6 protein-coding genes are annotated in these 13,385 nt (G+C 77.5%); 2 read left to right on the top strand and 4 right to left on the bottom strand.

The window, feature by feature from the left end; genetic code table 11:
- Positions 1 to 131 precede the first annotated feature (131 nt).
- Entirely contained in the window at positions 132 to 2,855 is a 2,724-nt protein-coding gene (locus ABEB06_RS35880; protein WP_345701114.1) for an AfsR/SARP family transcriptional regulator, read from the bottom strand.
- Positions 2,856 to 3,056: 201 nt separating this feature from the next.
- Here ABEB06_RS35880 and ABEB06_RS35875 point away from each other — a divergent pair, with 201 nt between their 5' ends.
- A complete protein-coding gene (locus ABEB06_RS35875; protein WP_345701113.1) occupies positions 3,057 to 5,882 on the top strand; it encodes an AfsR/SARP family transcriptional regulator in 2,826 nt (941 codons plus the stop codon).
- Positions 5,883 to 5,904: 22 nt separating this feature from the next.
- Here the strand turns inward: ABEB06_RS35875 and ABEB06_RS35870 are convergent, their stop codons facing one another.
- From ABEB06_RS35870 to eccCa, 3 genes are all read right to left on the bottom strand, one after another.
- The gene (locus ABEB06_RS35870) at positions 5,905 to 7,191 is read right to left on the bottom strand and encodes a S8 family serine peptidase (protein ID WP_345701112.1); all 1,287 of its coding nucleotides are present in this window, start codon (positions 7,189 to 7,191) and stop codon (positions 5,905 to 5,907) included.
- 116 nt (positions 7,192 to 7,307) lie between these two features.
- Positions 7,308 to 7,745, bottom strand: coding sequence for a hypothetical protein (locus ABEB06_RS35865; RefSeq protein WP_345701111.1), 438 nt, complete (start codon positions 7,743 to 7,745; stop codon positions 7,308 to 7,310).
- Positions 7,746 to 7,843: 98 nt separating this feature from the next.
- Positions 7,844 to 11,767 carry a type VII secretion protein EccCa gene (eccCa, locus tag ABEB06_RS35860; RefSeq protein ID WP_345702097.1) on the bottom strand — a complete coding sequence of 1,308 codons (3,924 nt, stop codon included), beginning with the start codon at positions 11,765 to 11,767 and terminating at the stop codon, positions 7,844 to 7,846.
- A 240-nt stretch (positions 11,768 to 12,007) separates the two neighbouring features.
- Here eccCa and eccD point away from each other — a divergent pair, with 240 nt between their 5' ends.
- Positions 12,008 to 13,357, top strand: a complete 1,350-nt coding sequence (gene eccD, locus ABEB06_RS35855) for a type VII secretion integral membrane protein EccD (protein ID WP_345701110.1) — start codon at positions 12,008 to 12,010, stop codon at positions 13,355 to 13,357.
- The last annotated feature ends 28 nt before the right edge of the window (positions 13,358 to 13,385 follow it).

Here is a 13,385-nt window from a genome sequence, read left to right as displayed (position 1 = left end):
CCTCCCCAGTTCTGCCTCTCCGTCTCCCCGGAACTGCCGATGCCCGGGTGCGGAGGAGCGCACCGGGCCGCGACAGGCGGACGGGGCGGGCGGGGCGGTCCGGGTCAGCGGACGGCGGTCGGTGCCGCGGCTCACCGCGGGGGTACGGGCCCCTCGATGCCCCGGCCGATCGCGCCCATCAGGTCGGCGAGCAGTTCGTGGGCGCGCTTCTCGGCCGCGAGGACGCCGGCGGTCCGGCCGAGGGCGACCGCGAGCCGGGCGGAGGCGATCGCGGCGTCGCGCCGACCGAGCACGTGCAGGGCCCGGGCGCGACTGTGCAGCGCCAGGACGGCCGCGGCGTCCTCGCCGAGGGTGGTGGCGGCCCGGACGGCCTCGTCGGCACGGGCGAGGGCCGGGCCCGGTTCCCCGGCCAGGACCAGGGCATCGGCGAGGCCGGTCAGTGCGGGCACCAGCAGGTGGGCGGTGGCCGGGCTCCGGGCGGCCTCCACCAGGTCGACGAGCATGGGCAGGGCCCGGCGGTGCTGCCCGGTGCGCAGCAGCGCGGCGGCCACCCGGCCGCGGCAGTCGTGGCGCAGGGCCTCGTCCCCGGCCCGGGCGGCCGCCGCGACCGCGTGGTCCAGCTCGACCGCGGCGGCGTGGTGGGCCGCCCGTACGGTGTGGAGGACCGCGAGGTCCGTGCCGAGCCGGGCGACGGCCGCGTCGTCGTTCCCGGCCCGGGCGGCGCGCAGTCCGGCCTCGGCGACGGTCCGCCAGTGGGACCGGTCGTGGTCGGTCTGCTCGTGGAGCAGGGCGGTGCGGTGGGCGAGCCGCCAGGTGCCGGGGGTCGGACCGGTGCGCTCGCCGAGGAGCACCAGGGCGCGCAGGCTGCCCTCTGCCTCCTCGAACGCGCCCCTGATCGACGCCGGCCCGCCCTCCGCCGTGCACGCGGCCGTCCAGTCGGCGGTGACGTCCAGGTAGTGGTCCGTCAACCGGTCGAGGGCGGCGGACCGTTCGTCCCGGTCGAGCTCGGCGGCGTACCGGGCGGCGTGGCGGCGCACCGATTCGCGCCTGGTGTAGCGGCCGGGAGCCGCCTCGTCCAGCAGGTGGACCGCGTCCAGTTCGGCCAGCAGGGTACGGGTGGCGGTGCGCGGGGCGCCGGCCAGGGCGGCCGCGGCCGCGGTGTCGATCACCGCTCCGGGGTGCAGGCCGAGCAGGGCGAACAGCCGGGCCGCGGGCGGAGCCAGCGTCCGGTGGGTCCGGTCCAGGGCGGCGGCCAGGCCGGCCGGGGCACCCGACGGTCCGGTGCCGGACCCCGTCAGGGCCGTCAACCCCGCCTCCGGGTCGGCGAGTTCCTGGGCCAGAGCGCTCGCCGACCAGTCCGGACGGGCGGCCAGCCGGGCGGCGGCCAGCCGCAGGGCCAGCGGCAGGCGCTCGCAGCGGTCGACGAGTTCGGCGACGGCTCCCGGGTCGTCCTCGGCCCGGTCCGGACCCCAGGCGCGGGTGAGCAGCGCCACGGCGTCCTCGTGGGTGAGGGCGCCCACCGGCACCGGGACGCCGCCCTCGTGGACCAGCAGGCGGTGCAGGCGGCTGCGGCTGGTGACGACGGTGACCGGGGTCCGCCCCTCGCCTTCGGCGCCGGGCGGCGGCGGGTCGGGCAGCAGGGGGAGGAGCTGTTCCCGGGAGGCCGCGTCGTCCAGCAGGACCGCCATCCGCCGGCCGGCGACGAGTTCGCGGTAGCGGCGGGAGCGTTCGGTCGTCGACGCGGGGAGGTCGTCCGGCGCGACACCGAGCGTGGTGAGGAAACCGCCCAGGACGTCCGCGGGTTCCCGTGGCCCGCCCGGGTCGAACCCGCCCAGGGCGGCCTCCAGGACGCCGTCCGGGAAGTCCCCGGCCCGCTGCGCGGCCCAGGACCGGACCAGGGCGGTCTTGCCCGCCCCCGCCGGGCCCGTGACCAGGACCGGGCTGCCGGCCCGGGCAGCGGGCAGCGCCTCGTCCAGGCGGGCGAGTTCGAGGCTGCGGCCGCAGAAGCGGCGGTCGGGCCCGGGAGGCCGGGCAACCGTCGCAGTTCCCGCCCCGAGCGGCCCAGCGCCAGGCAGCCCCGCACCGTGCGACCCAGCGCCGTACGACCCAGCCCCGGGCAGCCCCGCCCCGAGCGACCCAGCGCCGTACGACCCAGCCCCGGGCAGCCCCGCCGGGCGGACCGGCGCGCGGCCGAAGCGCTCCCGCGCCTGCGGGTGCCGCCCGTCCTGCCGCAGGCAGCGCTCCAGCAGGGCGGCCAGGGTCCGCCGGGACGGGTGGGAGGCGGCGGCCTCGGTCAGCGGGGCGACGGCCTCGCCGCCCCGGCCGGACCGCAGCAGGGTCTCGGCCAGCCGTTCCAGCGCGTCGAGCCGCAGGCCGGTGAGGTGCGGGAGCTCCCGTGCGCGCAGCCGGTCCGAGCCGCAGTCGGCGAGCGCGGGCCCGCGCCACAGGTCCAGTGCGGTCCGCAACGTCGGTAGGGGGCATTCCCGGCCCGCCGCGGCGAGGCCGGCCGGTTCGCCCGGCAGTAGCGCCGTCTCCTCGCAGAGGCGGGCGAAGCGCAGGGCGTCGACCCGATCGGGGTCACCGGCCAGCAGGTATCCGGAGCCCCGGGTCTCCAGGGCGAACCCCGGCCCGTCCAGCAGGCGGCGCAGTGCGGCGACGTGTCCTTGCAGGGCGGCCCGCGCGGTGGGCGGCGCGGCGCCGTCCCAGACCAGGTCGATCAGTTCTCCGGTGGCCACCGTCCGGTTGAGCCTGATGGCCAGGGCGCTGAGCAGGGCCCGTCGTTTCAGGGCCGAGGGCGTCACGACGGCGCCGTCCGGCCGCCGTACGACCACCGGCCCCAGCAGATCGATGCGCACGCGCCCCTCCCCCGCGGCCGAGCCCCTCCCGGCCTCCCCCGGCACGTCCGCCCTCCGCGGCCCCCGCCGGTCGCTCCGTGCCCGCGGCGCGTCCGCCGGCAGGGCCGGACCGATGACACATCCCGGACAACTGCGCACACTACACTGCGTCCCCCGGCGCCTACCCGTGGCGCCCGGCGGTGTGGACGGAGGGGGTACGGGGTGCGGATCCGGCTGCTCGGTCCGGTGGAACTGCGGACCGGACCGGTCGGTTTCACCACCGTGGCGGGGGCCCAACGCCGGGCGGTGCTGGCACTGTTGGCGCTGGAGCTCGGACGGGTCGTGCCCGTGGAGCGGCTCTGCGAGGTGCTGTGGGGCAACCGGCCGCCGAGCAGTGCGCGGGCGGCGGTGCAGGGGCACGTCGCCGCCCTGCGCAAGGTCCTCGTCGACACCCCGTTCGAGCTGCGCACCCGGGACGGCGGCTACCTGCTGACCGGGCCGGCGGACGACGTGGACGCGCTGCGCTTCGAGGCGCTGGCGACCCGTACCGCCGGACCCGCCGACGCGGCCGGCCCGCCCGAGGACGCCGAGGCCGTGGCCCTGCTGGAGGAGGCGCTGCGGCTGTGGCGCGGCGAAGCGCTGGCCGACCTCCCCGACACCCCGCTGCGCACCGCCGCGGTGGACCACCTGAACCGGACCCGCACCGACGTCCTGCTCCGCTGGGCCGCGCTGCAGCTGCGCCGGGGCACCGGCGCGGCCGCCGTCGCCGCACTGGAGCAGCACGTGCGCACGGACGGGCTGCGGGAGGAGCTGGTGGCGCTGCTGATGCGCTGTCTGCACCGGGCCGGACGGCCGGCGGACGCGCTCACCGCGTACCACCGGACCCGTCGGCGGCTGGACCGCGAACTGGGCATCCGGCCCGGCCCCGCGCTGCAGGCCGCCCTCGCCGAGGTGCTGGCCGACGACGGCCCGGAGCAGCCGGCCGAGGCGGCCGCCCCCGTCGGGCCCACCGTCCGCGTCCCCCGCCGACTGCCGCGCCGGCCGACCGGGTTCGCCGGGCGGCGGGCGGAGTTCGACCGGCTGGACCGGGCCGGTCTCCCCGGGCGCACCGCGGGCGGCCCGATCCTGGTGACCGGGCCGCCCGGCGTCGGCAAGAGCGCGCTGGCCGTCGTCTGGGCGCACCGGGCCGCCGCCCGGTTCCCCGACGGCCTGCTGTACGCCGACCTGCGCGGCCTCACCGCGTCCGGGCCGGCCCGGCCCGAGGAGGTCCTGGCCGACTTCCTGGACGAGCTCGGCGTCCCCGCCGGGGCCGTGCCCGCGGACCGCGCCGACCGGGCGCGGCTGTTCCGCGAACGCACCGCGGGCCGGCGGCTGCTGGTGGTCCTGGACGACGCCGACGGCGCCGACCAGGTAGTCGACCTGCTGCCGGACCCCGGCTGCGTGACGGTCGTCACCGGCCGGGGGCACCTGCAGGACCTGCTCGCCCTCGACGGGGCCGCCGTGCTGCAACTGGCCGAACTGCCGGAGGAGGACGCCCTGCTCCTCCTGGAGCACGCCCTGACGCCCGAACGGGTGCACGGCGATCCGCGGGCGGCCGCCCGTCTCGTCCGGCTGTGCGACCGGCTGCCGCTCGCGCTGCGGATCGCGGCGGCCCGGCTGGCCGCCCAGCCCGGCTGGTCGCTGTCGGCGTTCGCGGACGAACTCGCGGACGAACAGCAGCGGTTGACCGCCCTGAGCACGGACAGCACCTTCGGTGTCCACCCCCGGCTCGACCTGACGCGCCGTCGACTCTCCGCACCGGCCGCCGACCTGCTCGCCGCCCTGGCCGCACACCCGGGCGACCGGGTCGACGCCCTCACGAGCGCCGCGCTGCTCGGCACCGACACCCCGGCCGCCCGCCGGGCGTTGGACGAGCTGGCCGCCCACCACCTGCTCACCGGCGCCGGGCCGGGGCGTTACGGCCGCGCTCCCCTGGTGCGCCCGTTCGGCGCCGGGCTGCTCGCCGAACGGGCGGAGCCGCTGCGGCAGTTGCCGGGCGAGCGGTTGGCGGACTACGTCCTCGCCGTCCTCCGGCGCTGCGGACGCTTCCTCGACCCCTGGCAGGAGGGGGCCGGGGCGCCGGCGCACCCGCCGCAGGCCCTCCCGGACATCGCCGACATCCGCACCGCGCTCGACTGGTTCCGCGCCGAGGAGCCAACCGTCCGTGCGCTGACGGAGACGACCGCCCGCACCGACCCGGGGCGCGCCTGGCAACTCGCCCTGTTCAGCGGGGCGCTCCACCACGGCCTCGGCCGCTTCACCGCCTGGCTCGACTGCGCCGACACCGGCCGCAGGGCCGCCGAGCGGTGCGGCGACCCGGTGCCGGTCGCGCTGCTGCACGACTCCCGGGCCCGGGCCCTGGTCGCGCTGGAGCGACCCCGAGAAGCGGCCGAGGCGGCGCGCCGGGCCGTCGCCGTCCTCGACCCGGCGGGGGGCCCCGGGGCCGCGGCCGCCCGCATCCGCTCGCTCGCCACCCTCGGCCTGGCCACCGCGCTGGTCGGCGACCGCGCCGAGGCCGAGCGGCTCATCGCGGACGCACTCGCCCTCGCCCTCGCCACCGGCGAGCCCCGCCACCTGGTCGAGGCCACGGTGCACCAGGGCCTGGTCGGCCTGGCGGCCGGCGACCTGGAGGCCGCGCGGCGCCGCTCGTGGGAGGTCCGGGACCTGCTGCCGGCCGTGCCGCTCACCCGGATCCACCTCTGGTGCCTGCTGACCGAGGCCCGGACGCTCGCGCCCACGCTCCGCGACGACACCGCCGACCTCCTGTGGCACCGGCTGCTCGCCGCCTGCGGGGAGGCCGGCCTGCTGGACCTCCACGCGGCCGCCGAACGGTCGTACGCCGCCCACCTGACGGCCCGCCACCGGTCCTGGGAGGCCGATCGGCGGCTGCGCGCGGCGCTGGCCCACTTCCGCGCCGAGGACCGGCGCGGCGGCGGGCCGAGCGAGATCACCACGGGCCTGGCCGCGGCCCTGGGGCCCGACCCGGCGGACCGGCCGGCACAGGACTGACGAGCGCCCTGCCGGACGCTCCTCACTCCCCGGCGGGCTGTCCCGGGCGCCGGCCGCGTCCGCGGGCGCGGGGGACGGCGGCGACCGCCGCCGCGACCACGGCCGAGCCGCCGAGGGCCGCGAGGGCGACGAGCACGGCCTGGGCCGGGGCGTGGGTGGCGGGGCGGGCCGGCGGCATGACGACGGCCGCGGCGGGGAGCGGGGTGCCGGGCGCGGCCTCGCCGGACCGGGTGACGGCGGCGATCGGGTCGACGGTGCCGTGGCCGTACCCCGGGTCGGTGCTGCGGTAGGCGGTGTCCTCCAGGCGCCGGGTCAGCCCGTCGGCGGTGAGGCCGGGGCGGTAGCCGAGGACGAGGGCCGCCGTGGCGGCGACGAAGGCGGTGGCGTAACTGGGGCCGGTGCCGATGTAGTGGCCGCCCGGACCGGCGCCGGGCCCGGTGACGCCGTCGCCGGGGGCGGCGAGGTCGACGCGGCCCCCGACCGCGGCGGACGAGGAGCTGCCGGGGAGGGCGCCGCCGGGCGCGAGGTCGCGGACGGCGAGGACCTCGGGGTAGGCCGCCGGGTAGGCGGGCCCGGGCCCGGAGCTGCCGAACGGGACGCTGTCGGGGGCCGCCGGGGCGACGACCAGCGCTCCCCTGTCCCGGGCGGCCCGGACGGCGGCGGCCAGCGCGTCGCTGCCGGCGGGCAGCGCCACGCCCACCGCGAGGACCCGGGCACCCCGGTCGACGGCCGCGGTGATCCCTCGGGCGAGCAGGTCCGGCGAGGAGACTCCCGTGCCGTCGGTGACCGGGACCGCGAGGATCCTGGCCCGCGGCGCGAATCCCGCGAATCCCGTCCCCTCCCGCCGGTCGGCGGCGATCAGGTCGGCGAGGAAGGTGCCGTGGCCGACGCAGTCCTGCGCGGGGTCGGCGCCGCCGGGCAGCGGGGCGCGGTCGAGGCGCCCGGTGAGCAGGCCGTTCCCGTCCTCGACCCCGGAGCCGAGGACGGCGACGGTGACGCCCTCGCCCTGGCTGAGCAGCCACACCCGGTCGGGTCGCAGGAAGGCCTGCGCCCACGGGGTGAGCTGAGATCCCCTGGTGGACCGCGGCAGGCATCCGTTCTGCCCGTCCTCGGCATCGCGCCGCAGCTGGGTGACACCGGGCAGGGCGTCCGGGGTGTCGGCGGCCGCACCGGCCGCGGCCGGCAGCAGCAGGCCGACGGCCAGGAGCAGCACCGCGGACCGCCCCCCGGCCCGGGGGGCTGCTCCGGTCGGGCGGGACGAGCCGGGTCCGCGCTGCTCCGCGCGGACCGTCGGCGCCGGACGCGGCATGCCGGGTTCCCTTCGTCGGGGTCGGGGGCGGGGACGGGGACGGGGACGGGGTGTGCGGCCGGCGGGAGGGGGTGTGCGGCCGGCGGGGACGCGGGCGGACGGGGGCTCCGGCCGGCTCAGGACCCGACGGTCCAGACCGGCTCCCGGGGCTCCTCCTGCGGAGCCAGCACGAACGCGACCGCCCGCTCGACGGCCGCCGGGGAGGGCTCCGGCCACGGGCCGTCGCCCTGGGCGCGGATGTGCGCGAGCAGCTCCGGGTCCGGCGCCAGCCCGTGCTCCTGGAGGTAGTACGTCACCGTGTCGGTCCAGATCCACCGGCCGTCGGTGCGGAAGCCCATCGGCACGACGGCCCGGCGGCCCGGGTCGACCACGTCGTCCATCAGCATCGTGGTCAGCAGCACCGGCGCTCCGGCCCGCAGGTAGCGGGCGACCGCCTCGCGCTCGCCGTCCTCCTCGATCCGCGGCCGGTCGGGCGCGAAGCCGGGTCCGGCCGCCGGGTCCACGCTGTCGAACACCGCCGCGAGCCGGAACCCGTCGTGCTCTGCCCCGCCCATGCCGTCCTCCTGCTGCCGATCCCTGGTCCGTACACCCTGTCGACGGGCGGACGGGGCCCCGGGGTTCACCGGGCCGGGAGCGCGGTGCGGCGGGCCGGTCACTCCTCTCCCTCCTCCGCCGCCAGGTGTCCGGTCTGCACCTGGACGGTCCGCCGCCGGGTGATGTAGGAACCGCGCCCGGTGGCGAGCGGCCGGGGCCTGACGTTGCCGAACAGGAAGCCCTCCGAGGGCGGGCAGGACATCAGCAGCGCGGGCGAGTTGACCTCCTGGAGCTTGCGCAGCAGCGGGTCGGAGAGCCCCCGGCCGATGCCGTTGGCCCCCCGGGCGACGACCAGGTGCAGGCCGATCTCCGTTCCCTGGGAGAGGTACTCCAGCAGGGCGGCGAAGGGGTGGCTGCTGCTGTTGGCGCCCACCAGGTCGTAGTCGTCGACCAGGACGAACAGTTCCGGGCCGGTCCACCAGTCGCGCAGCCTGAGCCGGGCGGGGGTGATGTCGGCCGACGGGACGCGGTTCTTCATCGCCCGGGACGCGCCGTCGACGATCTGGCGGAGCTTGTCGACGGCGACCGCGTAGCCGAGCCGGTACTCCTCGGGCACCGCGTCGTACAGGCCGCGCCGGTAGTCGACCAGCATGATGCGGGCCTCGGAGGGCGTGTAGGCGGTGGTGATGGCGTCGATCATCAGGCGCAGGAGGTTGGTCTTGCCGGATTCGGTGTCGCCGACGACCAGCAGGTGCGGGTGCTCCTCGAAGTCGTGCCAGAGCGGGGAGAGCTCGGTGTCCTCCAGGCCGATGGCGACCCGCAGGCGGCCCTGGGGGGCCGGGAGGCTTCCGGCGTCCAGGCTCAGCGGGAGCGTCCGCACCTCGGGGGCGCGGGGCCCGCTCCAGTGTGCGGCGACCGCGTCCACCAGGTCGGCGATGCCCTCGCCGAGGTCGTCGGTCCGCCCGGAGCCGTCGATCCGGGGCAGCGCGGCGAGGAAGTGCAGGTGCTCCTCGGTGAGGCCGCGGCCGGGGAGCTTGGGGACCTTGGCGGCGGCCCGCATGTTGATCACGGAGTCGACGGCGTCGCCGAGGCGCAGCTCGAACCGGGTCTGCAGCTGGTCGCGCAGGCCGCCGGCGATCTCGCCCCAGCGGGTGGTGCCGATGACCAGGTGGACCCCGTAGTTGAGGCCGCGCTGGGACATCAGGGTGAGCGGCTGGACGAGGTCGTTGAACTCCTGGCGCAGCGTGTTCCAGCCGTCTACGACCAGGAACACGTCACCGTGCTGCTCCTCCTCGGGCAGGTCGCCCGCCGCCCGGCGGCGGCGGAAGTCGGCGACCGAGTCGACGCCGAGTTCGGCGAAGTACCGCTCCCGGCGGGTGATGACGCTGTTGACCTCGGCGACGGTGCGCAGCACCCGCTCGCCGTCGTGCCTGCCGGTGACGCCGCCCACGTGCGGCAGGCCGCGCAGGGTGGAGAGCGTGCCGCCGCCGAAGTCGAGGCAGTAGAACTGGACTTCGGCCGGGGTGTGGGTGAGGGCCAGGCCGGCGATCAGGCTGCGCAGCAGCGTGCTCTTGCCGCTCTGCGGGGCGCCCGCGACGCCGACGTGGCCGCCCGCGCCGGCCAGGTCCGCGGTGAGCAGGTCGCGCAGCTGGTGGAAGGGGCGGTCGACCACGCCGAGGGGCAGCTTGAGGCTGCCGTGGCTGTCGGCGTGCTCGGTGGTGAGGCCGCGCCGGGGGTGCGGGACGAGCGGGGGCAGCAGTTCGTCGAGGGTCGGCGGGACGTCCAGCGGCGGCAGCCAGACCCGGTGGGCGGGCGGGCCGGCGTCGTGCAGCCGGCCGGTGGCGACCTCCAGGAGGGAGCCGACGGGGGCCTGCTCCTCCTCCGGCTCGACCGGGCCGGTCTGCGGTCGGCGGGGCATCACGTAGTCGGTGCCGTAGGCGACGACCTGGCCGGCGATCGCGGCCTGCCGGGCGGCGCTGCGCTTGGGCCGGTACGGGCCGGAGACGTAGGCGGCCTTGAACCGGGTCAGGGTGGAGATGTCGCTGCGCAGGAAGCCGTTGCCGGGCTGGGAGGGCAGCTGGTAGGCGTCGGGGACGCCGAGGACGCCGCGGCTCTCCATGGCGGAGAAGGTCCGCAGGCCGATCCGGTAGGACAGGTGGGACTCCAGCGCGCTCATCCGGCCCTCGTCGAGGCGCTGCGAGGCAAGCAGCAGGTGGACGCCGAGGGAGCGGCCGAGTCGGCCGATCATGATGAAGAGCTCCATGAAGTCCCGGTGCGCGGACAGCAGTTCGCTGAACTCGTCGACGACGACGAAGAGCGTGGGCAGCGGACGCAGCGCGGCGCCGGCGGCGCGCGCGGTCTCGTAGTCCAGCAGCGAGGCGTAGCCGGCGTCGCGCAACAGCTCCTGGCGCCGGACGAGTTCGCCGTGCAGGGCGTCACGCATGCGGTCGACGAGCGAGGACTCGTCCGCCAGGTTGGTGATCACCGCGGAGGTGTGCGGCAGGGTGTCGAGGCCGAGGAAGGTGGCGCCGCCCTTGAAGTCCACCAGGACGAAGTTGAGCACCTCGGAGGAGTGGGTGACGGCCAGGGCGAGCACCAGGGTGCGCAGCAGTTCCGACTTGCCGGAGCCGGTGGCACCGATCAGCATGCCGTGCGGGCCCATGCCGCCCTGGGCGGATTCCTTGAGGTCGAGGTCGACAGGCCGTCCGTCGGGGCCGAGCCCCAGCGGGACGCGCAGCCGCTGCGGGATGCCGCGCTGCGCCCAGAGCGCGTCGACGTCCAGGGTGTTGAGGTCGCCGATGCCGAGCAGGGCGGTGAGGTCGAAGTCGGTGGCGAGCGGTTCGGCGGCGTCGACGCCGTCGGCGATCCGGTAGCGGGCGAGCCGGGCCGCCAGCCTGGTCGCGGCGGGCAGGGCGAGCGCGTCGGGCCGGCCGAGGTCGGTGACGACGTCCTTGCGGTTGCTGTCCGACCCGACCATGGCGAGCCTGCCGTCCTCGATCCGCAGCCGCAGGGTGGCGCGGGCCGGGGACCACTCCAGGGTGTCGGCGAGGTCGATCAGGACGGCGTTGCGGTATCCGGCGAGGGCCGCCCGGCTCCCGGTGTGCGCGCCGGGACCGTCGAGGACCACGACGGTGAAGGGTTCGTCGCGTTCGGGCGTGGCGTCCGGTTCGAAGCCGGGACGGCCGGTGAACTCCTCCCCGAGCAGCTGCTCGACCTCGCCGAGGCTGCCCGCGACCAGCCGGACCGGTCCGGCGCCGTCCGTGTCGGTCGCGTGCAGGGCGTGCGGCAGCCACTTGGTCCACTCCCACTCGGCCCGCTGCTCACCGGCGGTGACGACGGCGACGGTCAGTTCGTCCGGGCCGTGCACCGCGGCGAGTTGGGCGAGCACGGCGCGCGCCATGGCCCGGGCGGCCGCGGGGTCGTCGGAGCGCAGCAGCACGTGGGCGAAGCCGCGCAGGTGGATGGCCATCGGCTGGTCGTCGACGGTGCCGTAGGCGTGGATGAAGCGGCGCAGCGCGTGGGCGCACAGCGGCTCCAGGTCCTCGACCGGCTTGGTGGCGAGCGGGGCCAGCGGGGTGGCCAGGCGCTGGGCGCCGAGGCCGATCCGGACGTCGCTGAAGTCCGGGTGGGCGGGTCGGCGCTCCCACAGCCGGCTGGTGCCGACCAGCGTCCACAGCTCCTCGGGGGCCGGGTGGCGCCAGGCGAGCGCCCGGCGCTGCGCGTCGATCGAGCGGCGCACCTGGCGGCGCATCTGGGAGAGGTAGCGCAGGTAGTCGCGCCGCTCGGCGCGCAGTTGCTGCTTGCGGTCGCTGGAGCCCCGGATCAGCTGGGTGAGGAGCATGCCGACGGCGGAGAGCGCCATCATGCCCATCGCGACGTAGCTGAGCGCGCCGCTGCCCTGGCTGCCGGCGGGGTGCAGGAACATGAAGACCATCGACAGCGAGCCGAGCGCCATCGGGGCCATGGTGAGCATGCCCGACAGGCCGCTTTGCTTCTCCGGCAGGACCGGCGGCTCCTGCAGCTGGACCTCGCCGTCGGGCATCGCCGGCCCCGGCCGCCGGGGCTTCCGCTTGATCAGCACCACGCCCACCCGGGCCTCCTCACCACCGTCGCCGTCTCCCGGAGTGACGGACGGCGGGGGGCGCCGGGTTCAGCCGGTGTGAACACCCGGCGCCCGACCGGCCGTTCTCCGGGGCGGAGAGCGAAGCGCCCGAAGCGCAGGGTGCGCCCACCGAGCCGAAGGACAGGCATGAGCAACAGTGTCGTCGCAGGACTGTGCCGATTGAGGTTCCACGCACCGGGTACGGCCTTCGAACTGGCGGTCCCCGCCGACGTTCCGCTGGCCGACCTGCTGCCCGCAGTCCTGGGCCACGCCGGCCCCGACCTCGCCGAGGACGGGCTGGAGCACGGCGGCTGGGTGCTGCAGCGCCTCGGCGAGGAGCCGCTGGACGAGGAGCGCAGCGCCGAGGCGCTGGGCCTGCACGACGGCGAGTCCCTCTACCTGAGGGAGCGTCACAAGGCGCTGCCGCCGGTGCACTTCGACGACCTGGTGGACGGCGTGGCCACCGGCGTGAGCGGGCGGGGCGACACCTGGCGCCCGGCCGCGACCCGGGTCCTGTCGCTGGCCCTGGCGCTGACCGCGTTCGCGGCGGGCTGGGTGCCGCTGGCCGTGTCCGGTCCGGGCGCCCCGCGCACGGCGGTCGCGGCGCTGGTGGCCCTGCTGCTGCTGTTCGGCGCGGCCGGCGCCTCCCGGGCGATGGCCGACGCGGGCACCGGCGCCGCGCTGGGCGCGGCGGCCGTGCCGTACCTGGCGCTGGCCGCGTTCCTGGTCCCGCAGGGGCCGGGCGGCGACGACCTGCTGGGGGCGCGGGTGCTGGCGGCGTCCTCGGCCGCGGCCGGTGCCGCGGTCCTGGCGCTGGCGGCGGTCGGCGCGGCGGCGCCGCTGTTCCTCGGGGTGGTCCTCACCGCCCTGCTCGGCATGATGGCGGGGGCCCTGCTGCTCGTCGGGCTGACGCCGTCCGCCGTGGTGGCGGTGATGGCGGTGGCGGCGGTGCTGGTGGGCGCGTTCGTACCGTCGACGGCCTTCCGGCTGTCCGGGCTGCGGCTGCCGATGCTGCCCCGCAACGCGGAGGAGCTGCAGGAGAACATCGACCCGGTACCGGCGTCCGCCGTCCTTCCCCGCGCGCTGGTGGCGGACGACTACCTGATGGCCTTCCACACCGCGATCGGCGCGGTCTGCGCGGCCTGCCTGGCGGTCCTGCCGTTCATCGACGGCTGGGCCGGGCCCGCCGAGACCGCCGCCCTGAGTTTGCTGCTCCTGCTGCACGCGCGGGCCGTCGGCAGCATCCGCCAGCGGCTGGTCGTCCTGCTGCCGGGCGTGTTCGGCATCCTGCTCCTGCTCGCCGGCACCGTGGCCGCCGCCCCGGCGACCGGGCGCCTCGCCCTGGCGGGCGCGCTCCCGGCCGTGGGCACGGTGCTGCTGGTTGTCGGCTGGACGGTGCCCGGCCGGCGGCTGCTCCCCTACTGGGGGCGCGCCGCCGACATCCTGCACTCCCTGTGCGCCCTGGCCCTGCTGCCGCTGGCGCTCCAGGCCTGCGGCGTCTACCACCGGCTGCGCGGCCTGGGCGGCTGACGAAAGCCGGGGGGCGACGGGCGGGCCC

Source organism: Kitasatospora terrestris (genome assembly GCF_039542905.1).
In the GTDB taxonomy this organism is placed as follows: domain Bacteria; phylum Actinomycetota; class Actinomycetes; order Streptomycetales; family Streptomycetaceae; genus Kitasatospora; species Kitasatospora terrestris.
This window is presented reverse-complemented; position numbering and strand designations above follow the sequence as displayed.